This is a genomic window from Pseudomonas sp. D1-1 (genome assembly GCF_051132225.1).
Lineage (GTDB): Bacteria > Pseudomonadota > Gammaproteobacteria > Pseudomonadales > Pseudomonadaceae > Aquipseudomonas.
Map to the genome: position 1 here is coordinate 703,077 of NZ_CP071676.1, position 25,743 is coordinate 728,819.

General features: G+C 62.3%; 25 protein-coding genes. 14 read left to right on the forward strand and 11 right to left on the reverse strand.

The features are described from left to right. Positions 1–129: 129 nt before the first annotated feature. The 3 genes from speA to J3P86_RS03050 all read left to right on the forward strand — a co-directional run bounded on the left by speA (position 130) and on the right by J3P86_RS03050 (position 4,406). Positions 130–2,043: an arginine decarboxylase gene (gene speA, locus J3P86_RS03040; protein WP_039593533.1), complete on the forward strand. Its 1,914-nt coding sequence runs from the start codon at positions 130–132 to the stop codon at positions 2,041–2,043. A 246-nt stretch (positions 2,044–2,289) separates the two neighbouring features. Next, a complete protein-coding gene (locus J3P86_RS03045; RefSeq protein WP_434699389.1) occupies positions 2,290–3,612 on the forward strand; it encodes a type VI secretion system Vgr family protein in 1,323 nt (440 codons plus the stop codon). Next, entirely contained in the window at positions 3,609–4,406 is a 798-nt protein-coding gene (locus J3P86_RS03050) for a DUF4123 domain-containing protein (RefSeq protein ID WP_434699390.1), read from the forward strand. Before J3P86_RS03045 ends, J3P86_RS03050 begins: the two co-directional genes overlap by 4 nt. 5 nt (positions 4,407–4,411) lie before the next feature. Here J3P86_RS03050 and J3P86_RS03055 read toward each other — a convergent pair whose 3' ends face one another. Next, entirely contained in the window at positions 4,412–5,761 is a 1,350-nt protein-coding gene (locus J3P86_RS03055) for an MATE family efflux transporter (protein WP_434699391.1), read from the reverse strand. A 220-nt stretch (positions 5,762–5,981) separates the two neighbouring features. Further along, a complete protein-coding gene (locus tag J3P86_RS03060) occupies positions 5,982–6,275 on the reverse strand; it encodes a hypothetical protein (RefSeq protein ID WP_305497064.1) in 294 nt (97 codons plus the stop codon). 164 nt (positions 6,276–6,439) lie between these two features. On the opposite strand from J3P86_RS03060, the gene J3P86_RS03065 reads away from it, so the two are divergent. The 4 genes from J3P86_RS03065 to J3P86_RS03080 are packed head-to-tail and all read left to right on the forward strand — an operon-like array spanning position 6,440 to position 8,702. Then, entirely contained in the window at positions 6,440–6,745 is a 306-nt protein-coding gene (locus J3P86_RS03065; RefSeq protein WP_434626302.1) for a MazG-like family protein, read from the forward strand. Further along, a complete protein-coding gene (locus tag J3P86_RS03070; protein WP_434569927.1) occupies positions 6,742–7,491 on the forward strand; it encodes a methyltransferase in 750 nt (249 codons plus the stop codon). The genes J3P86_RS03065 and J3P86_RS03070 overlap by 4 nt, the downstream gene beginning before the upstream one ends. A 24-nt stretch (positions 7,492–7,515) precedes the next feature. Further along, positions 7,516–8,124, forward strand: coding sequence for a DUF4136 domain-containing protein (locus tag J3P86_RS03075; RefSeq protein ID WP_434626300.1), 609 nt, complete (start codon positions 7,516–7,518; stop codon positions 8,122–8,124). A 20-nt stretch (positions 8,125–8,144) separates the two neighbouring features. Continuing rightward, entirely contained in the window at positions 8,145–8,702 is a 558-nt protein-coding gene (locus tag J3P86_RS03080; protein WP_434569926.1) for a DUF4136 domain-containing protein, read from the forward strand. Positions 8,703–8,824: 122 nt separating this feature from the next. Here the strand turns inward: J3P86_RS03080 and J3P86_RS03085 are convergent, their stop codons facing one another. Continuing rightward, complete coding sequence (locus tag J3P86_RS03085; protein ID WP_434699392.1) at positions 8,825–9,679, reverse strand: MaoC family dehydratase; 855 nt, start codon at positions 9,677–9,679, stop codon at positions 8,825–8,827. A gap of 2 nt (positions 9,680–9,681) precedes the next feature. Continuing rightward, a complete protein-coding gene (locus tag J3P86_RS03090; protein ID WP_434626298.1) occupies positions 9,682–11,034 on the reverse strand; it encodes a 3-oxoacyl-ACP reductase in 1,353 nt (450 codons plus the stop codon). A 181-nt stretch (positions 11,035–11,215) separates the two neighbouring features. Here J3P86_RS03090 and J3P86_RS03095 point away from each other — a divergent pair, with 181 nt between their 5' ends. Continuing rightward, positions 11,216–12,493 (forward strand): acetyl-CoA C-acetyltransferase, encoded by a 1,278-nt coding sequence (locus tag J3P86_RS03095; RefSeq protein ID WP_434699393.1) that lies wholly within the window; start codon positions 11,216–11,218, stop codon positions 12,491–12,493. Here the strand turns inward: J3P86_RS03095 and J3P86_RS03100 are convergent. After that, complete coding sequence (locus J3P86_RS03100; RefSeq protein ID WP_434695971.1) at positions 12,480–13,508, reverse strand: bile acid:sodium symporter family protein; 1,029 nt, start codon at positions 13,506–13,508, stop codon at positions 12,480–12,482. The genes J3P86_RS03095 and J3P86_RS03100 overlap by 14 nt on opposite strands. A 79-nt stretch (positions 13,509–13,587) precedes the next feature. Between J3P86_RS03100 and J3P86_RS03105 the strand changes: the two genes are divergently transcribed. Both J3P86_RS03105 and J3P86_RS03110 read left to right on the forward strand, forming a co-directional pair. After that, positions 13,588–14,379 (forward strand): helix-turn-helix domain-containing protein, encoded by a 792-nt coding sequence (locus J3P86_RS03105; RefSeq protein ID WP_434626295.1) that lies wholly within the window; start codon positions 13,588–13,590, stop codon positions 14,377–14,379. 205 nt (positions 14,380–14,584) lie between these two features. Continuing rightward, entirely contained in the window at positions 14,585–15,478 is an 894-nt protein-coding gene (locus J3P86_RS03110; RefSeq protein WP_072410317.1) for a PA4780 family RIO1-like protein kinase, read from the forward strand. Between the two features lie 162 nt (positions 15,479–15,640). On the opposite strand, the gene cueR is transcribed toward J3P86_RS03110, so the two are convergent. From cueR to J3P86_RS03125, 3 genes are all read right to left on the reverse strand, one after another. Further along, positions 15,641–16,030: a Cu(I)-responsive transcriptional regulator gene (gene cueR / locus J3P86_RS03115; RefSeq protein WP_434626294.1), complete on the reverse strand. Its 390-nt coding sequence runs from the start codon at positions 16,028–16,030 to the stop codon at positions 15,641–15,643. Then, the gene (locus J3P86_RS03120; RefSeq protein WP_434626293.1) at positions 16,027–18,420 is read right to left on the reverse strand and encodes a heavy metal translocating P-type ATPase; all 2,394 of its coding nucleotides are present in this window, start codon (positions 18,418–18,420) and stop codon (positions 16,027–16,029) included. The genes cueR and J3P86_RS03120 overlap by 4 nt, the downstream gene beginning before the upstream one ends. 187 nt (positions 18,421–18,607) lie before the next feature. Beyond that, positions 18,608–18,991 carry a hypothetical protein gene (locus J3P86_RS03125; RefSeq protein WP_434626292.1) on the reverse strand — a complete coding sequence of 128 codons (384 nt, stop codon included), beginning with the start codon at positions 18,989–18,991 and terminating at the stop codon, positions 18,608–18,610. Between the two features lie 148 nt (positions 18,992–19,139). On the opposite strand from J3P86_RS03125, the gene J3P86_RS03130 reads away from it, so the two are divergent. Together J3P86_RS03130 and J3P86_RS03135 are read left to right on the forward strand one after the other, a co-directional pair. Further along, a complete protein-coding gene (locus J3P86_RS03130; RefSeq protein WP_434626291.1) occupies positions 19,140–19,337 on the forward strand; it encodes a heavy-metal-associated domain-containing protein in 198 nt (65 codons plus the stop codon). A 95-nt stretch (positions 19,338–19,432) separates the two neighbouring features. Then, positions 19,433–20,635: a multidrug effflux MFS transporter gene (locus J3P86_RS03135; protein ID WP_434695966.1), complete on the forward strand. Its 1,203-nt coding sequence runs from the start codon at positions 19,433–19,435 to the stop codon at positions 20,633–20,635. A gap of 1 nt (position 20,636) precedes the next feature. On the opposite strand, the gene J3P86_RS03140 is transcribed toward J3P86_RS03135, so the two are convergent. Then, complete coding sequence (locus tag J3P86_RS03140) at positions 20,637–20,807, reverse strand: hypothetical protein (protein WP_305497035.1); 171 nt, start codon at positions 20,805–20,807, stop codon at positions 20,637–20,639. Positions 20,808–20,953: 146 nt separating this feature from the next. Then, positions 20,954–21,967: a zinc-binding alcohol dehydrogenase family protein gene (locus tag J3P86_RS03145; protein ID WP_434699394.1), complete on the reverse strand. Its 1,014-nt coding sequence runs from the start codon at positions 21,965–21,967 to the stop codon at positions 20,954–20,956. Positions 21,968–22,288: 321 nt separating this feature from the next. Between J3P86_RS03145 and J3P86_RS03150 the strand changes: the two genes are divergently transcribed. Both J3P86_RS03150 and J3P86_RS03155 read left to right on the forward strand, forming a co-directional pair. Further along, positions 22,289–23,023 carry an ArsR/SmtB family transcription factor gene (locus J3P86_RS03150; RefSeq protein ID WP_434699396.1) on the forward strand — a complete coding sequence of 245 codons (735 nt, stop codon included), beginning with the start codon at positions 22,289–22,291 and terminating at the stop codon, positions 23,021–23,023. A 137-nt stretch (positions 23,024–23,160) separates the two neighbouring features. Then, a complete protein-coding gene (locus J3P86_RS03155) occupies positions 23,161–24,495 on the forward strand; it encodes an MFS transporter (protein WP_434700599.1) in 1,335 nt (444 codons plus the stop codon). A gap of 118 nt (positions 24,496–24,613) precedes the next feature. On the opposite strand, the gene J3P86_RS03160 is transcribed toward J3P86_RS03155, so the two are convergent. Next, positions 24,614–25,567, reverse strand: a complete 954-nt coding sequence (locus J3P86_RS03160; protein ID WP_434569912.1) for an adenosine deaminase — start codon at positions 25,565–25,567, stop codon at positions 24,614–24,616. Positions 25,568–25,743 lie beyond the last annotated feature (176 nt).

The following is a 25,743-nucleotide window of genomic DNA, read 5'->3' on the forward strand; positions in this document are numbered from 1 at the left end:
GAACGGGGTTCTAAACTCAGCGCTGCGGGCAGGGTCTACCTGCTTACAGGCAAATCGTCATTTCCATTCTCTAGACTGCGCCAGCCTCCGACCGGATGGTGCATTTTGACTTCTTTATAGGGGACTTCGATGTCCGTACGACGCACACGAAAAGACGATGGCAGCCAATGGACAGTTGCGGACAGCCGCAGCGTTTATGGGATCCGCCATTGGGGGGCCGGGTATTTCGCGATCAATGAAGCCGGTCGCGTCGAAGTCCGTCCGAACGGCCCCGACAGTTCGCCGATCGATTTGTACGAGCAAGTCGACCAGTTGCGCCAGAGTGGCCTTTCGTTGCCGTTGTTGGTGCGCTTCCCCGATATCCTGCAAGATCGGGTGCGTCAGCTCACCGGCGCGTTCGACAGCAACATTGCACGCCTGGAATACCAGAGCCAGTACACCGCGCTTTACCCGATCAAGGTAAACCAGCAGGAGGCGGTGATCGAAAACATCATCGCCACCCAGAATGTCTCCATCGGCCTGGAAGCCGGTTCCAAGCCCGAGTTGCTGGCAGTGCTGGCCCTGGCGCCAAAGGGCGGGACCATCGTCTGCAATGGCTACAAGGACCGCGAGTTCATCCGCCTGGCGCTGATGGGCCAGAAGCTGGGCCACAATGTCTTCATCGTGATCGAGAAAGAGTCCGAAGTCGGCTTGGTGATCGAAGAGGCTGCGTCGCTCAAGGTCAAGCCGCAGGTCGGTCTGCGGGTGCGCCTGTCGTCCCTGGCATCGAGCAAATGGGCCGATACCGGTGGCGAAAAATCCAAGTTCGGCTTGTCCGCCGCGCAGTTGTTGTCGGTGGTCGAGCGCTTCCGCGGCGCCGGCCTCGACCAGGGCATCCGCCTGCTGCACTTCCACATGGGCTCGCAGATCGCCAACCTGGCGGACTACCAGCATGGTTTCAAGGAAGCGATTCGTTACTACGGTGAGCTGCGCAACCTCGGCCTGCCGGTGGATCACATCGATGTCGGCGGCGGTCTGGGCGTCGACTACGACGGTACGCACTCGCGCAACGCCAGCTCGATCAACTACGACATGGACGATTACGCCGGGGTCGTGGTGGGGATGCTCAAGGAGTTCTGCGATGCGCAGAGCCTGCCGCACCCGCACATCTTTTCCGAGAGCGGCCGCTCGTTGACCGCCCACCATGCGATGCTGGTGGTCCAGGTCACCGACGTCGAGAAGCACCATGACGATGTGCCGGTGATCGAAAACAAGGAAAGCCTGCCGGAAACCGTGCAATGGCTGGTGGACCTGCTGGGCCCGACCGATATCGAGATGGTCACCGAGACCTACTGGCGTGCCACCCATTACATGAGCGACGTGGCTGCGCAGTACGCCGATGGCAAGCTGACCCTGGCGGAAAAAGCCCTGGCCGAGCAGTGCTACTTCGCCGTGTGCCGTCGTCTGCACAACTCGCTGAAGGCCCGTCAGCGCTCGCACCGTCAAGTGCTCGATGAGCTCAACGACAAGCTGGCCGACAAGTACATCTGCAACTTCTCGGTGTTCCAGAGTTTGCCGGACACCTGGGCGATCGGCCAGGTGTTGCCGATCCTGCCGTTGCATCGTCTCGATGAAGAGCCACTGCGCCGCGCCGTTCTGCAAGACCTGACCTGCGATTCCGACGGCAAGATCAAGCAATACGTCGATGAGCAGAGCATCGAGACCAGCCTGCCGGTCCATTCGCTCAATCCGGGCGAAGACTATCTGCTGGGCATTTTCCTGGTGGGTGCCTACCAGGAAATCCTCGGTGACATGCACAACCTGTTTGGTGACACCGATTCGGTGAACATCTACCAGAACGCCGACGGCAGCGTGTACCACGCCGGTATCGAAACCCACGACACCATCGAGGACATGTTGCGCTACGTGCACCTGTCGCCGGAGGAGCTGATGACTCACTACCGTGACAAGTGCGCCAGCGCCCGGATCACGGCGGCCGAACGCACCCAGTTCCTGGATGCCCTGCGTCTCGGGTTGACTCGTTCCTCCTACCTGTCTTCCTGACAGGGCAATAGCGCCAAGCGCAACGCCCTCCGGGGCTGTCAGAAAATACGTCGCATGCCGCGGGTATTTTCGGACAGTTCCGGAGGGCGTTTTGATTTGCGCTGTGGAAATTTCCTCACACGGGGGCAGCTAATCGGAAAGGTCCTTATTTCGTGTAGTCCCGTTCCTTACTTGTACTTGGCCCCTCTACTCGACCCGGGCTCTCGGCCAGAATGCCCGGTCGCCCCCTCCTGTAGAGAAACGCCGATGTCATGTCCAGCCCGCGAGTCATCATTTCGTCTGGAGATAGCCGGTCTGCCCGAATCCTTTGTTGTCGTGGCCTTCACCGGCAATGAAAACATCAGCGAACCTTTCCTGTTCGAGGTGGAACTGGTGACCAGTGACACGCCGCTGGACCTGGCGGGCCTGCTGTACCGCAGCGTCTGGTTGAGTTTCGGGAGCTGCGGCCGGGGCATTCACGGACAGCTCCACGAAGTTGTGCAGCACCGTCATGGAGGTAATTGCGATGTGCGCATCGAGCCGAAGCTTGCATACCTGGCGCAGCGCTTCAGCCAGCGGGTGTTCAGTGGCCGCTCGGTACCGCAGATCATTCGCCAGGTCTTAAGCGGGCACGGCATCGGCGGGCGCGGGCTGTGCCTGGACTTGAACGGTGATTTTGCGACGCGGGATGTCTGTAGCCAATACCGGGAGTCCGACCTGCAGTTTCTGCAGAGGATATGCGCCGAGTCTGGTATCCGGTTCCATTTTGAGCATGCCCGGGATGGGCACTGCCTGGTTTTCTCCGATGCGCCGGGCAGTGTCTTTTCCGCTGGCGAGGTTATCTACGACGGTGACGGCCAGACTGACGCCGTGCACGCCTTCAGCGTTCAGGCTGGCTCCGAGGGTATCGGCATACTGGCCGCCGAGGGCCAGAGCGATCTGATGCACTTGCACAGCGGCCAGACCCTGACCCTGACCGCTCACCCTTTCAAGGACTGGAACCGGCGCTGGTTATTGACCAGGGTCGAGCATCGTGGCCAGTCAGGTGGATATGCCAACCGGTTCCGAGCCATTCCCTTCGGGCTGTCGTTTGTGGCAGAAAAGGTGCCTGCGAAGCCGGTCATGGTGAGCCGGCAACGCGGATGGGTGGTAGACGTGGATGAGCCTGCAGACCAGGTGCCTGGGCGAGTGGCGGTGCAGTTCGACTGGGTCTATCAAGGGGAAGGGGCCAGCGCCAGCCATTGCTGGCTGCCGTTGGCGCCTGAGCTGGCGGCCTGCGCAGGCGATCGGATTCGTGAGGGCACCGAGGTCCTGGTGAGCTTTATCGAGGGTGACCCGGATCGCCCGCTTATCTGTGCCTTTCTCGGCCCACCGCCCCTCATGGGCACACAGCCAGCGCCAGCCAGTGCGAGTTTGTCAGAAACACCCGGGACGCCTGAAGTCGATGACCACCTGTTGTCTGCAGTGCGCGGTGGCGAGCCGCTGTTCCTGCTGTGCCTGCTGCCCGGCGCAGGGGCGTTCAACCCCTGCGCCCGGGCGGTGTGCATCTGCCGCCTGGTGACGCAACGTGGTACGGGCGCAGCGCCATGAACGCTGCCGCCATGCCTGGGGCCACGCCGCAATGGCTGCTGCTCGACGCGCCGAACGGCCGCGGAGCCGCGCAGCGCCTGCGGGAGCAATTTGCCGAGGCACGGCGCTTTCTTCTGTTCGAAAACACCGATCTTCACGAACTGAGGGACGATGGCCCGCTATTGGTTGATCTGCAGCGATCGCCAGCGCTGGCCAGTCTGTGCCAGCTGGATAGTCAATCCTGGCCGGGGCTACTGATAGTGAGCGCGGCGCCTGCCGAAGTATTGCTGACGCATTTGCGGCGCATGCTGACGGTCACGCTGGGCCTGCACTACAAGGCTTTGTTGAGCTATTACAACCCGCACACCGCGAGTTATTTTTTTGATGGTTGCGACCCTCGGGAACTCAGTTGCTGGCTGGGGCCGATCAGCATTCTGCGCTGGTTCGGAGGCACCTGGGCTGATCGGACCATGGGCTCGGAGGGCTGGCAACAGCTCGCCAATCCTGGCTTGTCGGTGCCGGCTCTGGAGAACGAGCCGGGCCTCAGTGACAGGCAACAAAGCCAGTTGCAGGCGTGTGTATTGGAGCGTCATGTCTGGCGTTGGTCCTGCTCCATTGGGCATGACTACTGGTCGCTCTGGGAATATATGCAGCAAGGGTTGGCGCTGGGGTTCAGCGAACAGAGCGCCCTCGACGGCTGGTTGTGGCTACGCTTGCAATACCCTGATGCTCAGCCAGCGCCGGAGCTGGCTGGCGGCTCGCAACACGAGCGTCTGGAGCAGTTGCGGCGGCTATGGCAAGGCAACCAGGATTGAAGGCCTCACCGGGCATTGCCACCGAGCCAGCTGTCGTCTCGTTGCAAACGCCAGGCGAAGGTACCGAGCGTCAGGCTGCGCAAGGCCATGAACAGCAGGAAAGTGATCCACAGGCCGTGATTTCCCAATCCTTGCAGGACCCAGGCGAACGGCAACGTCAGTAGCAGGGTCAGGAGCATGCCGTTGCGCATTTCCCGGGCGCGGGTGGCGCCGATGAACAGGCCATCGAGCAGGTAGCTCGATACCGCAATCAACGGTAACGCCGCCAGATAAGGCAAGTAGTGGTAAGCGGTGTTCCGCACTTCGGCGATGTCGGTCTGCATGTCGATGAACAAATGCCCAGCAAGCAGGAACAGCAGGGCAAACCCGAGGCTGGCAATCAGTGACCAGCCGCTGGCAACGACCAGCGCACGGCGCAGGGCCAGGCGGTCGCGAGCCCCAATAGCGTGGCCGCACAGTGCTTCCACGGCGTGGGCCAGGCCGTCCAGGGCGTGGGCCGTCAGCAGCAGGCCGTTGAGCAGCAGGGCATTGGCGGCCACGGTCGCATCGCCCAGACGCGCGCCTTGCACCGTGATCAGGAAAAACACCGATTGCAGCACCAGGCTGCGGATGAAAATGTCCCGGTTCACCGCCAGCAACGGTCGCCAGCTCTGCCACAAGCCCAGCGCCGCCCAGGCTATCTGCCCAGGCCAGTTGCGCAGGGTGTTGCGCGCCAGGGCCAGGCCTACCAGCGCGCCCGTCCATTCGGCGATGACCGACGCCCGGGCCGAACCGGTCACGCCCCAGTCCAGGCCGATCACGAACCAGAGGTTCAACGCGATGTTCACCAGGTTGGTCACCAGCAGGATCGCCAGCGGCGCGCGGGCGTTCTGGGCGCCGAGGAACCAGCCGACCAGCGCATAGCTGGCCAGCGCCGCAGGCAAGCCGAAAAGGCGAGTGTGGAAGAAATCGCGGGTCAACTGGTTGAGTTCGGCGGACGGTTGCATGAAGTGCAGCGCCACGTCGCTCAAGGGAATGCCGACGGCACCGAGCAGCACCGCCAGCCCCATCGCCAGCAGCAGGCCCTGCAACAACACCTGGCGCAACGCCGCGCCGTCGGCACGCCCGGCCGCCTGGGCGGCGAACCCGGTGGTGCCCATGCGCAGGAAACCCATGGCCCATGCCAGCACCGTATACAGACTCGCTCCGACCGCTACTGCGCCTAACTGATGGGCATGGGGCAAATGGCCGATGACGGTGCTGTCTACCAGCGCCACCAGCGGTACGGAAATGTTCGAGAGAATCATCGGCGCAGCCAGCGCCCAGACCCGGCGATGAGTAAGGCGGTCGCGCCAGTCGGTAATCAGCTTGGGCATGCGGGCTCCTTGAAGGAGCGCGATTGTAGCGGGTTCCTGATAATCGTTCCCTCAGCGTTCGGATTCATCGTGGCGAGGGGATTTATCCCCGCTGGGCTGCGCAGCGGCCCCAAAACCGAACACTGCGGTACGCCAGTTGAACCGTTCCGCCCGGTCTGCGACTGCTACGCAGCCGAACGGGGATAAATCCCCTCGCCACAGGTATTCGGCGGTGAACGCCTCAGTGAATAATCCAGCTCAACAGCCACAACCCCAGCACCAGCCAGATGATGCCCATGACGATCGACGCCCGCATGAAGGCGCGGATCGCCGAGTACAGCAGCATCAGCCCGAGGATCAGCGCAATGATGCTGATGATTGAAGTATCCATTCCCAGCGTCCGGGACAGGCCTTCGACAAAGTTGCCGCCGGCATTGGCCAGGGTGTTGAACAGGCCACTGAGCAGATCGACGATAAAACGGATCACCGAACCGAGCGCCTGACCGAGCCATTCGAAAAAGCTTTCTACCTGCATGTGTGCGTCCTGATGAGAGGGAATCCACGTTGAGCCTTTTGCTCCTGAATGTAGGAGCGGTCCGGGCCGGGATCGTTCGATTATGGGGCAAACCGGCGCTTTGTATCGAGACTCTTGCCTTACCTCGTCATCCCCTCGAAGCTATGCGCATCCAGGAGAGCCCGATGAACCTTGTTGAACTGACCGAACGCCTGCATGCCATCCGTGATCGTAACGATTGGCGGCAATTTCACAGCCCGAAAAACCTGGCCATGGCCGCCAGCGTCGAAATGGCTGAATTGGTGGAGATTTTCCAGTGGTTGACCGAGGAGCAGTCACGCCAGTTGCCCGCGGAAAAACTTGCCCACGCCGGGCAGGAAATCGGTGACATCGTCTTGTACCTGTTGCTGTTGTGCAGCGAGCTGGGCCTGGACATGGACGCCGTGGTGCGCAGCAAGTTGGCCGACAGCGAACGGCGGTTCGGCCAATGAGCGATCGCCATTTCGATCAACTCGCCACGCGTTTTGCCGAAAAAATCTATGGAGGAGCCAAGGGGGCGATTCGGCTGGCCGTGCTTCAGGCCGATCTCCTTGAAGCGTTGCCGGATCGCCCCTTGCGAGTGCTGGATATTGGCGCGGGGCTGGGCCACATGTCTCTGTGGCTGGCCGAGCGCGGGCATCAGGTCACCCTGGCCGAACCGGCCGAGCCGATGCTCGAAGGCGCTCGCCAACGCTTTGCCGAGGCGGGCCAGGCCGCAACGTTCATCCAGGCGCCGTGGCAGGATCTGCTCGGCCAGCTCACCGAACCTTACGATCTGGTGCTGTGCCACGCGGTGCTCGAATGGCTGGCCGAGCCCCATGCGATCCTGCCGGTGCTGCATCAGTTGACGGTGCCTGGCGGCTGGTTGTCCCTGGCGTTCTACAACCGCGATGCGCTGGTCTATCGCAACCTGCTCAAGGGGCACTTTCGTAAACTGCGTAAAAACGACATGGCCGGCGAGAAACAGAGCCTGACCCCTCAGCAACCGCTTGATCCACGAGAATTGGCGGCGCAACTTGAAGGCCTGTGGCAGGTCGAAACCCAGAGTGGGGTGCGGGTTTTTCACGACTACATGCCGGTGGAGTTCCAGGGCCGTGCAGAGCTTGCGCAACTGCTGGAGATGGAACTGGCCCACCGTCGCCATCCGGCCTTTGCCGGCTTGGGACGTTATTTGCACTGGGTTTGCCGTCCCCTCTGATCCGCAAAGCAATCGGAGAGCGAAATGAAAGGTCGTTCAGGGTTAATGGTGTTGTGCCTGGGGCTGGCGGCCTGTCAGGGCAGCAACCCTTATGTCGCGACATCCAGGCCGCTGCCGCCAGCACCACCCGAGGCCGCCACGGTATTCGATCGCAGCGCCTATCCCGCGCCGCCCCGGGATTACGGGCGCTATCGCAGCTGGTCCTGGCTCAACGGCCGACTGCCACCGGGCACGGCCTGGGCGGACTCGGCGCAGGTGGCCGAAGCGGTGAGCAATGCCCTGGACCAGCGCGGCCTGCGCCCGCTGCATGACAATCGGCCGGCGGACCTCTTCGTCAGTGCCGACCTGCGCCTGGAGACCCGCGTACGCCAGGTTCGCGATGATTATGATTCGGGCTACTACGGTGGTTACAACCGATACGGGCCGGGTTATGGCATGTATAACAGCGTCCCCGTGGTACGCACTTACCGGGAGCAGGTCGTGGTGGTTCGGGTTGATCTGTTCGATGCCCGCAACAACCAGCCGGTGTGGAGTGCCAGCGCCGAGACCAGCCAGCGAGGCAGTCAGAGCGAACGTAGCGATGCCATTCGTGAGGCAGTGGAAAAGGCTCTTTCGGCTTATCCTCCCAGTTGATTACGCAACGGAGAAAAACCATGTTCCGCCGTATCGCCCCATTTGCCCTGGCCTTGTTGCTTGGCGCCTGCACTTCCAATCAGGTCAATCATGACTTCGACACCACCCGCGATTTCGCGGCCTACCGCAGCTGGAGCTGGAAAGAGCCGGCGCTGCAGTACCGTCCGGATGACCCGCGCATCAAGAGCGACCTGACCGAACAGCGGATCCGCCAGGCCATTGCCGATCAGCTTGATCAGCGCGGCTTGCGCCCGGCTCCGTCCGGTACCCGCAGCGATGTGCAGGTCCAGGCCTACCTGATCGTTGAGGACCGTCAGCAACAGGTGACGACAAACTACGGCGGCGGCTGGGGCGGCCCCTGGAATGGCTATTGGGGCGGGCCGATGTATAACGAAACCCGCAACGTCAGCTACAAAGTCGCCACGGTGCAGATCGACCTGCTCGACGGCAAGGACGGCAAGCTGGTGTGGCGCGGTAGCGATGAGCAACTGCTCAGCGAGTCGCCCAACCCTACGGAGCGCAGCACGAAGGTGCGCGAGACGGTGGGGCGGATCCTGTCGAATTATCCACCGCGTTGACGGATGGCCCTTGTGGGAGCGAGCCTGCTCGCGAAGAGGCCGTCCCATTCAGCAGCAGCGGCGTAGGCAGGACCATCACCTTCGCGAGCAGGCTCGTTCCCACAGGGGACGGCGTTTTTTATTCAGGCAACCGGCTGCCAACTGCCGAGCATGTGTTCCAACTCTCCAGCCCCCACCAGCCGCAGTTTTCCACTGGAGCCCGCGGCGCTCGCCAGCAGCGTCACCTCGCTGGGCAGGCGCACCGGTTTCCTGAAGTTCACTTCGATCTCGATGTTGGCCTCGGGCAAATGGTCGTCCAGCGCCGCTAACGTCCGGGCCTTGTTCCACAGGCCGTGGGCGATGGCGGTGGGGAAGCCGAACAGCCGAGCGCTGGCAGCGCTCAGGTGGATCGGATTGTAGTCGCCGGACACCTTGGCGTATTGCCGGCCAATGTCCGCAGGTGCTGTCCAATGTGCCACTTCCGTCAACTCAAGGGCGGCAATCGCCGGTTCCTCCACCAGCGCCCCATCAAGCTGGACGCCTTTGCACAGCATCTGGCTTTCGGCCTGCCACAGCGGTCCCAACTGATCTTCAATGCGGGTCACGAGATCGAACACCGCGCCCTTGGCGTGCGGCTGGAGATTCTCGACATTGACGCTGGCGCGCACCTGGCTGACCCCGCCCATGGGCCGCAGTATGCGGATGCGGTTGCTGAGGTGGATCAACCCCAGCAGCGGGAACGGAAAATCCCGATCCGTCAGTAGCTGCATTTGCAGGGCGAACGCCAGCACATGGGGATAGGTCGGTGGCAGCAGACCGTTTTCGGTAAAACCGCAGACCTTGCGATAGGCCGCCAGGCGTTGCTGATCAACCTGGATCACTTGGCGCAGCCCAACGTCCGGCAAGGTAGTGCCGGTGATCTTGCGGCGTGTCGCGGCCTTGGCGTACAGCCCGGACATCGACTGCGCGGCGTGTATCTCATGCCAATGGATCGTCATGATCAGGCCCCCAGCAGGCTTTGCCCACACACGCGCAGCGCCTGTCCGGTCACGGCACCGGTGCCCGGTTGCGCGAGCCAGGCCACGGCTTCGGCGACATCCTGGGGCAGGCCGCCCTGGCCCAGCGAGCTCATGCGGCGCCCGGCTTCGCGCAGGGCGAAAGGAATATCTGCGGTCATGCGGGTTTCGATGAAGCCTGGCGCCACGGCGTTGATGCTGATGCCTCGGGCCTGCAGGGTTGGCGCCCAGGCTTGAGCCAGGCCGATCAGCCCGGCCTTGCTCGCGGCGTAGTTGGTCTGGCCGCGATTGCCGGCGATGCCACTGATGGATGCCAGCAGGATGACCCGGCCGTTGTCGCGCAGGGTGCCGCTGTCGAGCAGGGCCTTGGTCAGCACTTGCGGCGCATTGAGGTTGACTGCCAGCACCGCGTCCCAGAATTCCGGGGTCATGTTGGCGAGGGTCTTGTCCCGGGTGATGCCAGCGTTATGTACAACGATGTCGACGCCGTCGGGCAGGTGTTCAATCAACTGCGTGGCTGCGTCTTCTGCGCAGATGTCCAGCGTCAGGCTGCGCCCGCTCAGGCGTGCGGCCAAGGCATCGAGGTCGGCCTTGGCTGGCGGTACGTCCAGCAGGATCACATCGGCGCCATCGCGGGCCAGTGTTTCGGCAATGGCGGCGCCGATGCCACGGGCAGCGCCGGTAACCAATGCCTTGAGCCCCGTCAACGGACGGGTCCAGTCCTGGACCTGGGTCGCACAGGCCTTGAGACGAATCACTTGCCCGGAAACGTAGGCACTCTTGGGCGACAGGAAAAACCGCAGCGCACCTTCCAGCTGGGTTTCGGCGCCTTCGCCGACGTACAGCAACTGCAGCGTCCCGCCATGGCGCAGCTCTTTGGCCAGGGATCGGCTGAAACCCTCCAAAGCCCGCTGGGCGCTGGCGGCGAACGGGTCGTCGAGGTTTTCCGGAGCGCGGCCGAGGATGACGACATGAGCGCTGTGGTCGAGATTTTTCATCAGCGGCTGGAAAAACTCGCGCAACTGCTTGAGCTGGTCGACCTGCGCCAGGTGGCTGGCGTCGTACACCACAGCCTTGATTTTCGGGCCGTGCCCGGGGATCCATTCGGTGGCGAGCGTCGGTTCGCCACCGTAGATGAAAATGGCGTCGGTCAGGCGCTTGGCGAATGTGCCGACCTGTTCGGTCAGCGGCCCGCCGCCCAGCAGCAAGGCACCCTCGATTGGCCGCAGGCGCCCGGCTTGCCAACGCTCCAGGCGTACCGGCGATGGCAAGCCGAGAGCGCCAACCAGACGCAGGCCAATGGGCGAATTGGCAAAGTCTATGTAACGGTCTGACATGGAACACACTCCGGCTGATGAGGTTCCAAGTGTGGACCATGTTTGGCAATCAGTCGTTCGATCGGCGGGATAAAGCCTAAGCTGTGTTCCAGAGCACCGCCTTCACATGGGAACAAGCCTGCTCCCATGGGTGATGGGTCAACGCTGACGGCACATTTGGACATACAAAGGGGAGTTCTACATGGCACAGCTACGCCGCGTCGCGATCATCGGCGGTAACCGCATTCCTTTCGCCCGCTCCAACGGGCCCTATGCCACCGCCAGCAACCAGGCGATGCTGACCGCTGCGCTTGAAGGCTTGATCGAGCGCTACAACCTGCACGGCGTGCATATCGGGGAGATGGCCGCGGGGGCGGTGCTGAAGTTGTCCCGGGACATGAACCTGACCCGCGAGTGCGTGCTCGGCTCGCGGCTGTCGCCCAGCACACCCGCCTATGATGTGCAGCAGGCCTGCGGCACGGGGCTTGAGACGGTGCTGCTGGTGGCCAACAAAATCGCCCTCGGGCAGATCGACAGCGCCATTGCCGGCGGCGTGGACACCACCTCCGACGCACCGATCGGCGTCAATGAAGGGCTGCGCAGGATCCTGCTGCAAGCCAATCGCGCGAGAACCACCGCCGATAAAATCAAGACGTTTTTGCAATTGCGCCCCGGGCACCTGGTACCTGACCTGCCGCGCATCAACGAGCCGCGCACTGGCCTGAGCATGGGCGAGCACTGCGAGTTGATGGCGCAAACCTGGCAGATCCCCCGGCCAGAGCAGGATCAGTTGGCCTTGGAGAGTCATCAAAAAATGGCCGCCGCTTACGCCGAAGGCTGGCACAACGACCTGATGACGCCGTTTCTCGGCCTGACCCGCGACAACAACCTGCGCCCGGACCTGACCCTGGAGAAACTCGCTTCCCTCAAGCCAGCCTTCGAAAAAACCGCCAAGGGCACGCTGACGGCGGGCAACTCCACCCCACTGACCGATGGCGCCTCGCTGGTATTGTTGGCGAGCGAGGAGTGGGCCAACGCCCGTGGGCTGCCGATCCTGGCTTACCTGCGTGACGGCGAAACGGCGGCAGTGGACTTCGTCAACGGCGCCGAAGGCCTGCTGATGGCGCCGGTCTATGCCGTGCCGCGGCTGTTGGCGCGCAACGGCCTGACCTTGCAGGACTTCGACTATTACGAGATTCACGAGGCGTTCGCCGCCCAGGTGCTGTGCACGTTGAAAGCCTGGGAAGACGCGGATTACTGCAAGACCCGCCTGGGCCTTGATGCGCCGCTGGGTACTCTCGACCGCAGCCGGCTGAACGTGAAGGGCAGCTCACTGGCCGCCGGGCATCCGTTTGCCGCAACCGGCGGGCGCATTGTCGCCAACCTGGCCAAGTTGCTGGACGCGGCAGGGAAGGGCCGGGGGCTGATTTCTATCTGCGCAGCCGCCGGCCAAGGGGTGACGGCTATCATCGAGCGCTGACGATGGCCTCGCTCTTTTGCGATGCCTGCGCCCGTTGCCGGCTTGCATAGCGTTCGGCGAGGATCGAGCAGACGATCAATTGCAGCGGGTGATAGATCATGATCGGCAGCAGGATCAGCCCGAGGCCGGGGTTGTTGCCGAAAATCAGCGCCGCCATCGGCACTCCGGCGGCGAGGGATTTCTTGCTCGCGCAAAATACCGCGGCGACTTCATCGGCGTTGTTGAAACGCAGGGCGCGAGCGGTGCGGGTGGTCATCCACAGGATGACAGCCAGCAACACCGCACTGCCCAGCACGGCGCTGAGCAGCACGCCATGACCTTGTTGTTGCCAGATCCCGGAAATCATCGAATTGCAGAATGCGGCGTAAACCAGCAGCAGGATGACCAGTTTGTCGATGATGCTGGTATAGCGCTTGTAGCGCGCGAAAAAACCGGCCAGCCAGCGCCGCAAAAACTGCCCGAGCACCAGCGGCAACAGCAACATCATGCACAGGTCGAGCAGCGTCGAGCCCAGGTCGATGCCGCCGGCACCGTTGCCGACCACCAGGCTGACCAGCAGCGGCGTCAGGAGAACCCCCAGCACGCTGGACAAGCTAGCGTTGAGAATCGCCGCGGGTACGTTGCCGCCGGCGCTGCCGGTCAGGGCCACCGAGGACGAAATGGTCGAAGGCAACGCGCACAGGTAAAAGAACCCCAGCATCAACAAGGACGGCACATGGCTGCCCAGTGTCCAGTTGCCGAGTAGCCAGATCAATGGAAATACCCCAAAGGTGAAGCCTTGCACCATCAGGTGCAGCCGGATGTTTTTCAGGCCATGGCGGATCTGCTCGCCGGACAGATTGACGCCGTGGAGGAAAAACACCACGAAGATGCCAATGTTGACCACCCATTCGGCATGCATGGCGCCGCCGGTAGCGCCGAAGCGTGGGAAGAAATACGCCAGCAGCGTGGCGAGCAACATGCCGCACAGGAACCAGTCGGTCGCCATGCGCTTGAGGTGTCTGAGGATGTGCATAGGGCACCGCGGATTGTAAGAAGAGTCGTCTTAGCCTAACGTCGGTCTACCCAGTCGTCTTGCGACATAAGGCCAATCAATGCCGACTAACGGACACCAACAGCTCGAAAGACGCATTCCGGACCTGACGGAGCTGCCTCGGCCGCTTTATGCCCGGGTCGAAAGTCTGAATGCCGGTTCGTGGACCCAGGCTCATCGCCACGATTGGGTGCAATTCTCCTACGCGATCAGTGGCGTGCTCGGCGTCCATACGGCCGAAGGCAGCTTCTTCGCGCCACCGCAGTGGGGCATCTGGATCCCGGCCGACCTGGAGCACCAGGTCGTGACGTCCATGCGCGCGGAAATGCGCAGTCTTTACGTCCATCGCCAGGCGTGCCCGTGGTCCGAAGATCGTTGCCGGGTGCTGGAAGTTACACCGCTGGCGCGGGAGCTGATCAAAGTGTTCTGCCAGTTTCCCGCCACTTACCCACAGGGCGAGACCCAGGAAACACGCTTGGTCCAAGTGCTGCTGGACCAATTGGCGGCGCTGCCGGAGGTGGGCTTTTCCCTGCCATTGCCCCGTCATGCTCGTTTGTTGGAACTGTGCAACGAATTGATCGAGCAACCCGAAGGCCACGTGACCCTGCAAGCCTGGGCCGAGCGCCTGGGCACGTCGGAAAAAACCTTGATGCGCCTGTTCCAGCGTGAAACCGGCTTGAGCTTCCGTGCGTGGCGCCAGCGCATGCGCCTGTTGTCTTCCCTGGAATCGCTGGAACAGGGCGATAGCGTGACCAGCGCGGCCTTATCCTGTGGGTATGATTCGACGTCCGCTTTCATTGCGGCATTCAAGGGACTGTTCGGTTTTACGCCGGGGGAACTGTTCAAACGCTGACTCGTTTGGCTTTTGTCGCAACCGCTTGCCATTCACTGAGCAACCCCACGCCCGGTCTCGACTATGATTTGGCTCGGTTGTCCGACCCGGCACAGTGTGTGCATTCAGGGTTCATAGGTCGGACCCCCTCCCCGTGGAGGGAGGATTGCCGTATAACGACCTGTCATTCGCGTGTTTGGTAATAAAGGACCCAGAATAAAAGCTGATGAAGACTCCAAAACGCATTGAACCCCTGATCGAGGACGGTCTGGTCGACGAGGTGCTGCGCCCACTCATGAGTGGTAAAGAAGCAGCTGTTTATGTGGTGCGCTGCGGCAACGAGCTACGTTGCGCCAAAGTCTACAAGGAGGCGAACAAGCGAAGTTTTCGCCAGGCGGCCGAATACCAGGAAGGCCGCAAGGTGCGCAACAGCCGTCAGGCCCGGGCCATGGCTAAAGGCTCGAAGTTTGGCCGCAAGGAAACCGAAGACGCCTGGCAGAACGCCGAAGTGGCCGCGCTGTTCCGGCTGGCCAGCGCCGGCGTGCGGGTTCCGAAGCCGTATGACTTCCTCGAGGGCGTGCTGCTGATGGAACTGGTGGCCGACGAATACGGCGATGCGGCGCCGCGTCTCAACGACGTGGTGCTGGAGCCGGATCAGGCCCGCGAATATCACGCTTTTCTGATTTCCCAGATCGTGTTGATGCTGTGTACCGGTCTGGTGCACGGCGACCTGTCGGAGTTCAACGTGCTGCTGACGCCGACGGGGCCGGTCATCATTGACCTGCCGCAAGCGGTGGACGCTGCCGGGAACAACCACGCCTTCAGCATGCTGGAGCGGGACGTCGGCAACATGGCGTCCTACTTCGGTCGGTTTGCCCCGGAGCTGAAACGCACCAAATACGCCAAGGAAATGTGGGCCCTGTATGAAGCAGGCACCCTGCACCCGGCGAGCGTGCTGACCGGTGAGTTCGACGAGCCGGAAGAACTGGCGGATGTCGGCGGGATCATGCGCGAAATCGAGGCCGCGCGCCTGGATGAAGAGCGCCGCCAGGCCGTACGCGCCGCTGACGATGCGCCACCCGGCAAGACCGAAGAGCCGCCTCCGCCGTGGATGCAGTGATCGGTTGACCTGAAACCCGGCCATGGCCGGGTTTTTAGCGTGCTTCAGAAACGCTTTTGTGGGAGCGAGCCTGCTCGCGAAAGCGGTGGATCAGCTTGCATCAATGCATTGGCCGCCGTCTTCGCGAGCAGGCTCGCTCCCACAGGTGGTAATAGGTCTACATCACCCCGACGCCAGTTTCCTGAGGATCGGGCAATCCGGGCGATGATCGCCCTGGCAGTGCTCCACCAGATCCTGGAGCGTGTCGCGCAGTTCGGCCAGTTCGCGAATTTTCTGGTTCAGTTCGTCGATATGTTGCCGGGCCAGAGCCTTTACGTCGGCGCTGGCACGCTGACGGTCCTGCCACAAAGTCAGCAACTTGCCGACCTCTTCCAGGGAAAACCCCAGATCCCGGGAGCGCTTGATGAATGCCAACGTATGCAAGTCATCGGCGCCATAGATCCGATAGCCACTCTCCGTGCGATGGGCTGCCCTGAGCAGGCCGATGGATTCGTAGTACCTGATCATCTTTGCGCTGAGGCCGCTCTGGCGGGCTGCCTGGCCAATGTTCATCGCTTGTCCTCCAGATGCGCGGGTGTCCAGAATTTCAACAACAATGCATTGCTCACCACGCTGACGCTCGACAGCGCCATGGCTGCGCCGGCCAACACCGGGTTGAGCAAACCGAACGCCGCCAGCGGAATGCCGATCAGGTTATAGACGAACGCCCAGAACAGATTCTGACGGATTTTCGCGTAGGTCTTGCGGCTGATGTCCAGCGCCGCCGGTACCAGGCGCGGATCGCCGCGCATCAGGGTGATGCCGGCGGCCTGCATCGCCACGTCGGTGCCGCCGCCCATGGCAATGCCGATGTCCGCGGCGGCCAGGGCCGGAGCGTCGTTGATGCCATCGCCGACCATCGCCACCACCGAGTGGGTTTTCAGTTGTTGAACGATGGCGGACTTGTCGCCCGGCAACACTTCGGCGTGGACGTTGGCGATTCCCAATGCCTGGGCAACGACCCGAGCGCTGCCCCGGTTGTCGCCCGTGAGCAGGTGGCTGGCGATGTGACGTTGCTTCAAGGCCTCGACCGCCGCCAGAGCGCCGGGCTTGAGGGTATCGCCGAAGGCGAGCAGGCCCAGGACCCGAGGCGTTGCGCCTTGCTCGACGAGCCAGGACAGGGTTCGGCCTTCGGTTTCCCAGGCTTGCGCCGACTCGGCCAGCGAACCGGGGTTCAGGCCCAGCTCTTCCAGCAGACGACGATTTCCCAAGGCCAGGCGGCGCCCGTCGAGGCTACCGGCGATGCCGCGTCCGGTCAGGGACTGGCTATCGCTGGCATCCGCTACGCTCAGGCCGCGTTCGGCGCAAGCGTCGAGCACCGCTTTGGCCAGCGGGTGTTCGCTGCCGCGTTGCAAGGCGCCGGCCATGTTCAGCAGTGCGTCTTCATCACCGTCAAGCGCCACCAGATGGGCGATGCGTGGCGTGCCGGACGTCAGGGTGCCGGTCTTGTCGAACACCACCGTGCCGACTTCATGGGCACGTTCCAGCGCCTCGGCGTCCTTGATCAGAATGCCGTGGCGGGCGGCCACGCCAGTGCCGGCCATGATTGCCGTCGGCGTCGCCAGGCCCAGGGCACAGGGGCAGGCGATCACCAGCACGGCGACGGCATTGATCAGCGCCGTCTCCAGCGGCGCACCGTAGAGCCACCAGCCAAGCAACGTTGCGAGTGCCAGGATCAATACGACCGGCACGAAAACCTGGCTGACTTTGTCCACCAGCTTCTGAATCGGCGCCTTGGCGGCCTGGGCGTCTTCCACCAGGCGAATGATGCGTGCCAGCACGGTCTCGGCCCCCAGGGCCCGGGTGCGCACCAACAGGCGCCCTTCGCCATTGATCGCGCCGCCAGTGACCTGATCACCGGGCTGCTTCGGCACGGGCAGGCTTTCGCCGCTGATCAACGCCTCGTCGGCGTGACTCTGGCCCTCGAGCACTTCACCGTCCACCGGGAAGCGCTCGCCGGGCTTGACCAGCACCAGGTCATTCAAGCGCAGGGCACTGATAGCGACGTCCCGTTCCTGACCGTCAACCACTTGAATCGCCCGCTCCGGTCGCAAGGCTTCGAGGGCGCGGATGGCGCTGGCGGTCTGTCGTTTGGCGCGGCTTTCCAGGTACTTGCCCAGCAGCACCAGGGCAATCACCACGGCCGATGCCTCGAAATACAGGTGCGGCATGCTCCCCGGTCGGGCCATCGCCCACTCATAGAGGCTCAAGCCATAGCCGGCGCTGGTGCCCAGGGCAACGAGCAGGTCCATGTTTCCGGCGCCGGCGCGGACGGCTTTGAACGCCGCGACGTAAAACCGCGCACCGAAGATGAATTGCACCGGCGTCGCCAGCGCGAATTGCGCCCAGGCCGGCAGCATCCAATGCACGCCGAACGGCTGCAACAGCATCGGCAATACCAGCGGGATCGACAGCAGAATCGCCAGCACCAGGGCCACGCGCTCGCGGCTCAGCTGATCGGCTTGGGTTTTTCGAGGCTGTTCGACTTGCCAGACACTGGCGTCGTAACCGGCGCGCTTGACTGCATCGATCAGGCTTTGCGGATCAACCTGCCCGAGCAATTCGAGGTGTGCTCGCTCATTGGCGAGATTGACACTGGCCCGGTTCACCCCGGCAACTTTCCCCAACGCCCGTTCGACCCGGCCCACGCAAGAGGCGCAGGTCATGCCCTCGATACTCAACTCCAGGGTCTGGACGGGAACGCTGTAACCTGCCTGCTCGACCGCCTGCATCAATGCCGGCAGGCTTCCCTGCGGGGCCTGGATCCGCGCCTGTTCCGTTGCCAGGTTGACGCTGACGGCGCTGGCGCCGGCGACCTTGCTCAAGGCTCGCTCGACTCGCCCGGCACAGCTTGCGCAGGTCATGCCGGAAATCGGCAAATCGAAGGTGGTGGACTCGGACATCGGACAGGCTCCCTGTAGTGAGTGACTACAGGATCAACCTTGCCACGCGGGCAAGGTCAAGCACCAGTTCAAAAGCTTGCGACCCTCGTGGGAGCGAGCCTGCTCGCGAAGGCCGGTAAGGCCAATCTCTTCATCGGCTATCGCACCGCTTTCGCGAGCAGGCTCGCTCCCACAAGGACTCGCGAGGTCAGTAACCGAGATCAGCCTGCTTGAGGTACATGCCCTCATGCGTCATGGCGATGCGGTACTTCAGGATGTCGCCGGCCTTGAGCGTGATGTTCTGCGAACCGGGGGCAAGCATGCCTGGGTTGCAACCCGGCGCCTGGCCTGGCAGCAATTTCAGGCGCAAGGAGAACTGCCCCGGCGGCAAATTGAATGAAGTGCTCTGCTCCTGGAACAGCCTGGCCGCGAGCTGGTCCTGAATGTAGATGCCGATTTCGCAGTTGGTCGACACTTCCAGGCGCTCGCGGGAAATGATCAGCACACCGAAATCTTCGCCGGCGGCCGATGCCTGGGGCACCAATGCAGAAAAACCGAGCATGCAAAACAGGCTGAACGCTGACCAGCGCATGGCTGAACCTCCGGTATTAAATCCTTGATGTGTGCAGCTTGGCCGAGCGCGCAGCCGAATGCCAGCCCGGCAGTTTCCGTCAGAACTTGACCTTGCCATGATGGCAAGCTTGAAACTGCGCACAACCTCAAACCAAGGAGTCATTTTCATGCAGATCTTCAATGTTCAAGGCATGTCCTGCGGTCATTGTGTAAAGGCAGTCACTCTGGCTCTTCAAGCCAAAGACCCGGACGCCGAGGTAAAGGTCGATCTGGGCGCCAAGACTGTTGAGGTCCAAAGCAAGTTGTCGTCCGATACCGTAATCGAGGCAATCAGGGAAGAGGGTTACGAAGCCAGTCCTGCTTGAAACTTTTCAATCGTTAGCGACCTATCGGAATGTTCAAGAGCGCCCAGCCCGGCTAGACTGTCGGGCTGCCGACTGACGCCTGAGCTGGACGCCCGATGAACCTCCGTACCATTCTGATTCTTGGCGCCTTGAGCGCTTTTGGTCCCTTGGCGATCGATTTCTATCTGCCGGCCTTCCCGGCAATGGCGATCGCCTTTGGCACCGATGAAAACCATGTCCAGCTGACCCTGGCCGCCTACTTCCTCGGGCTGTCCCTCGGGCAACTGGCCTACGGGCCGGTGGCGGATCGCTTTGGACGGCGTATCCCGTTGCTGACAGGCGTCGGCTTGTTCACCGTGGCATCGCTGGCCTGTGCCTATGCGCCCAGTCTCGAATGGCTGATTGGCGCTCGTTTCGTCCAGGCGTTGGGCGGCTGTGCCGGGATGGTGATCTCCCGGGCGGTAGTCAGCGACAAATGCGACGCGGTGGGCTCGGCCAAGGTGTTCTCGCAACTGATGCTGGTGATGGGCCTGGCGCCGATCCTGGCGCCGATGCTCGGCGGCTTGCTGGTGAACCTGTACGGTTGGCAATCAATTTTCATCGGCCTGACCTTGTTCAGCGCGCTCGCGGCGACGGCCGTCGCGTTGTGGCTCCCGGAGAGCTTGCCGGCCCACGTACCTCGGCAACCGTTATCCGGCGCGTTGCGTCAGTACGGTCGGCTTCTCACAGACTCGGTTTTCCTAGGGCACGCCCTGACGGGCGGCATCGCGATTGCCGGGATGTTTGCCTATATCGCCGGTTCGCCATTTGTCTTCATCAAGCTTTACGGCGTACCGGCCGAACACTTCGGCTGGCTGTTCGGTACCAACGCGGCGGGTTTCATCCTGGTGGCCCAGGTCAATGCCCGCTTGTTGTCCAGGCGAGGCCCGGCATTTTTGCTGGCTCGCGCCGTCTGGGTCTACTGGATAGCCGGGCTCAGTTTACTGGCTGTCAGCGCCTTGCAGCCGGAGCGTTTGTGGCCGTTACTGATCCCATTGTTCATCTGCATCGCCAGCCTTGGCTGCATCCTTCCCAATGCATCGGCCTGCGCCATGAACGGGCAGGGGGCCCGGGCCGGTAGCGCTTCGGCGATGCTGGGGTGCCTGCAGTTTTCCGTAGCCGCCGGGGCCGCCGCACTGGTGGCGGCGCTGCATGACGGCACGGCAGTGCCGATGGCGATGGTAATCAGCCTGTGCGGACTATTGGTGGTGGGTGCCGCGATGCTGACCCGTCGGCTGCAGAACGCCCGGGCGCTCGCTCAGGCGGGCCAGCAGAGCTGAGTCAGCTGGCGGCACGTTGCTGATGTTCGGGAAATTGATGCGGCGCATGGATGCGCGCTTGCAAGGTCGCGGCGAAAGCCTGGGCTTCGGCTTCTGAGCGAAAGGTCACGACGTGCTGGTCAAGACGCACTTGCCATTGGGATTTTGCCACCTCTTTTATCAGGATCTTCATTGCTGACCTCCTCACGTAAAAGATTGCGTTGCAAAGGCCTCGAGTGTAGACCCGAATGCCAGCGCAGTTGTGACGACGGTCAATTGTCGGACTAACGGTGCAGTTGCCCCCAGCAGGATTGTTTGCAGGGCAACTGCCCGCTGCAGTCAGAAGCCCTCTAGCACGATCTTGCCCTTGGACTTGCCGCTTTCCAGCAACGCGTGAGCCCGGCGCAGGTTCTCGGCATTGATGGTGCCAAAGTGTTCGCCCACCGTGGTCTTCAACGTGCCGGCATCGATCAGTCGGGCCACACGGTTGAGCAGCTTGTGTTGTTCAAGCATGTCGACGGTCTCGAACAGTGAACGGGTGTACATGAACTCCCAATGCAACGACAGGCTCTTGCGCTTGAGCTTGGTCACGTCCAGCGATTTGGGATCATCGATCAGTGCCAGTTTGCCTTGGGGCGCCAGGGCTTCGACCAGTTGGTCGAGGTGCTGATCGGTCTGCGTCAGGCTGGCAACGTGGGTCACTTGGGCCTGGCCCGCCTCCTTCAGTGCATCGCTCAGCGGTTGGCTGTGATCCACGACGAGGTGGGCGCCCAGGTCTCGCACCCATTCCTGGGTCTGCGGCCGGGAAGCGCTGCCGATGACGTTCAGTCCGGTGAGTTGGCGGGCCAATTGCGTCAGGATCGAACCCACACCCCCGGCGGCGCCGACGATCAGCAGGCTCTGGCCCAGATCGCTCTGGCCTTCCTTGATCTGCAATCGATCAAAGAGCAATTCCCAGGCGGTGATAGCGGTCAACGGCAGTGCGGCCGCTTCGGCGAAACCGAGGGTCTGCGGCATATGACCGACGATGCGCTCGTCGACAACGTGCAACTCGCTGTTGCCTCCGGCCCGGGCGATCGAACCGGCGTAGAACACCTTGTCTCCGGCCTTGAACAGCGTGACTTCGCTGCCTACGGCCTTGACCACGCCGGCCACGTCCCAACCCAGCACCTTGGCCGCGCCTGCTTCGGGCTGGACGTTCTGGCGGACCTTGGTGTCGACGGGGTTGACTGAAATGGCCTTGACCTCCACCAGCAGGTCTCGGGGACCCGCAACCGGTTCGGGCAGTTCGATGTCCTGCAGCGACTGCGGGTGGGTGATAGGCAGCGATTGGTAATACGCGATGGCTTTCATACAGCAGCTCCGTAAGGGGGGTCGATGAAGCCCATGTTTGGCTATTCAGGCGCGAGATTAAAGCAGCTGGAGCGACAGGCTCTTTCAATGATTTTTTGATAATGGCCATAGTCGCGGATAAATAGAGACTTTTCCCTCACGAACAATCGCCTCCAAAGGTTTCCGGAGGACAGGCAACCGTGATCCGCGCGCTTATACTAGCGGCCGAGTGTATCGGCATGGCATCGAGCACGGCTGCAACCGGCCAGGAACCGGCCGGCACCTCATTACGGCTCAGTACGCCCAGAGCAGTAGACGAACGATTCAACAGGGAGTGAATACATGGAACATGCACCTTGCATCAGCCAGATCGCCACGCTGCTGGCCGACCCCAAGCGCAGCGCAATGATGTGGGCGTTGATGGACGGTACGGCCCGGCAAGCTGAAGAGTTGGCCTTGCTGGCCGGGCTTTCGCCATCCTCGGCCAATGCCCATCTGGGACGTCTGTCTGCCGGTGGCCTGGTGAAGGTCGAAATCCGTGGCCGCAAGCGGTTTTTTCGCCTGGCGGCACCCGAGATCGGCGCTGCCGTCGATGCATTGGCGAGCGCAACCCTGGCCAGCACGCCGCGACAGGTTCCGGAAGTCTTCAAGCGCAGCCTCATGCCTAACAGGACGCCGACGGCACCCGCTTCGTTGATGCGGGCCAGGCTTTGCGATGACCACCTGGGAGGCACACTGGCGGCGGACCTGTATCAGCGGCTGTTGGAAGCCGGATGGCTCGAACAGCTTGAGCATCGGGTGGTCGTCACGCATAAAGGTGCCAGCCAACTGGCTGGGCGAGGTCTGTTCATCCAGGCACTGGCTCATCGCGAGACGCGTATGGCCTGCGCCTGCCCCGACTGGAGCGAACTTCGTCCACATCTGGGAGGGGCGCTGGGGGCGGCATTGCTGCAATTGTTCATGCAGTCCGGCTGGCTCAGCCTGCCCAGCGACTCCAGGGCGTTGCAGGTAACCGCGCTCGGTCAACAGAAAATCCATCGATTCGCCAGGCAAGAGGTTCTGGAAATGGCGCTCTAGAGCGGTACACAGGTCGTTATCAGCAATAGCCGCCCGTGAGGTTCGCGCACACTCGGTCCGGGGTTCTATCGGATTGGGGGAACGCAATAGTGGACACTCACGTTTACAGTGCAGCGGAACGTCTTGAGCGGTTGCCCATGAGCGGCTATCACCGGGTCATCTTCATTATTATCGCGCTGGCTTTTTTCTTTGATTCCATGGATCTGGCCATGATGACGTTCCTGCTGGGCTCGATCAGAACCGAGTTCGGCTTGAGCGCCGCCCAGGCCGGTTTGTTGGCCAGTTCAAGCTTTTTCGGCATGGTGCTGGGCGCCTCGTTGTCGGGGCTGCTTGCCGATCGCTTCGGACGCAAACCGGTGTTCCAGTGGAGCATCGTCTTGTGGGGGCTCGCCAGTTACCTGTGTTCCACCGCCCAGGACGTGGAGATGCTGACGCTGTTTCGCATCCTGTTGGGCGTCGGCATGGGCATGGAGTTTCCGATTGCCCAGTCGATGCTCTCGGAGCTGATCCCGGCGAGGCAGCGCGGACGCTACATCGCCTTGATGGATGGCTTCTGGCCGCTGGGCTTCGTGGCGGCGGGGGTGCTGTCGTATTTCCTGCTGCCGCTGATCGGCTGGCGGGACATTTTCCTGGTGTTGGCGGTGCCGGCAGTGTTCGTCCTGGTGATTCGCTTCTTCATCCCCGAGTCGCCACGTTGGCTGGAGCAGGCGGGGCGGGGCGCCGACGCGGACGCCGTACTCAAGCGGATCGAAGACAAGGTCCGGGCCTCGCTGGGTCGCCAGGACCTGCCCGAACCGATTAGCCTGCCGACACTGGCGACGGCGCCCGGCAATTTCTTTTCGGCTCTGGCGCAGATCTGGTCACCGCTGTACCGCCAGCGCACGATGATGATCTGGAGCGTCTGGTTTTTTGCCTTGCTCGGCTTCTACGGGCTGACGTCCTGGCTCAGCGCGCTGCTGCAGCAGTCGGGGTTTGCGGTGACCCAGTCGGTTTATTACACGGTGCTGATTTCCCTCGGCGGGATTCCCGGTTTCCTGATGGCGGCCTGGCTGGTGGAGCGGTGGGGGCGTAAACCGGTGTGTGTCATCACGCTGCTGGGCGGCGGGATCATGGCATTTCTTTATGGCCAGAGCGCGGTGTTTGGCGGGAACGTCACGCTGCTGATCAGCTCCGGGCTGCTGATGCAGTTTTTCCTGTTCGGCATGTGGGCAGTGCTCTACACCTACACCCCGGAACTGTATCCCACCTCGGCGCGAGCCACGGGGTCGGGCTTTGCCTCGGCGGTCGGTCGCATCGGTTCGCTGCTTGGACCGCTGGTGACCGGCTTGGTCTTTCCGATCACCGGGCAGGGCGGAGTGTTCGCCCTTGGCGCCCTGTGTTTTGCCGTGGCGGCGGGCGTGGTCTGGTTGTTTGGAATGGAGACGCGGGGCAAGACGCTGGAGGAATTGAGTGAGGCGACGGTCGCTGACTAAACACAATCCCCTGTGGGAGCGAGCTTGCTCGCGATAGCGGTCCGACATTCAACATTGATGTCAACGGATAGACCGCCATCGCGAGCAAGCTCGCTCCCACAGGGGCTGAACGCCAGTATTAAGGTTTCACCAACCGCGCATCGAGGCTGTTCTGCGCCAACCGCCTGGCCTGGTCCTGGGTCATGCCCAGATGCGTGTGCAACGCGTGGAAGTTCTCGGTGACGTAGCCGCCGAAGTACGCCGGGTCATCGGAGTTCACCGTCACCTTCACGCCGCGTTCGAGCATGTCGAGGATGTTGTGCTGCGACATATCATCGAACACGCATAGCTTGGTGTTGGACAACGGGCAAACCGTCAAGGGGATCTGTTCGTCGATGATCCGCTGCATCAACCGCTCGTCTTCGATGGCTCGCACGCCGTGGTCGATGCGCTGGATTTTCAGCAGATCCAAGGCTTCCCAGATGTACTCGGGGGGGCCTTCTTCGCCGGCGTGGGCGACGGTCAGGAAGCCTTCATTGCGCGCCCTGTCGAACACCCGCTGGAACTTGCTCGGCGGGTGGCCCATCTCCGAGCTGTCCAGGCCGACGGCCACGAACGCGTCGCGGAAGGGCAGCGCCTGGTCGAGGGTTTTTTCCGCCTGCTCTTCGCTCAGGTGACGCAGGAAGCTCAGGATCAGGCCGCTGGTGATGCCCAGTTGTTGCTCACCGTCCTTGAGGGCGGCGGCAATACCGTTGAGCACCACTTCGAATGGAATGCCCCGGTCGGTGTGGGTCTGCGGATCGAAGAACGGTTCGGTGTGAATCACGTTCTGTGCCTTGCAGCGCAGCAGGTAGGCCCAGGTCAGGTCGTAGAAATCCTGGGAAGTGCGCAGCACGTCGGCGCCCTGGTAATACAGGTCGAGAAACTCCTGCAGATTGTTGAAGGCATAGGCCTGGCGCAGGGTGTCCACGTCGCTCCACGGCAGGGCAATCTTGTTGCGTTCGGCCAGGGCAAACAGCAGCTCGGGCTCCAGCGAGCCTTCCAGGTGCAAGTGCAGTTCAGCCTTGGGCAAGGCGTTAAGCCAGTCGTACATGGTTTTTTCTCATCAGCGAATCAATGGCGGCATTCTACAGGGGTGGACGCCGATGTCTGGTAAAACCTGACCGGCTGATCCACTAACCGCGCAAGCCTGAACGACGGCTACGGCACATCCGAAGGAAACGTTCCCGTCACGTCACAGTCTAGTAGCTCATGACCCGTCCATGGCGA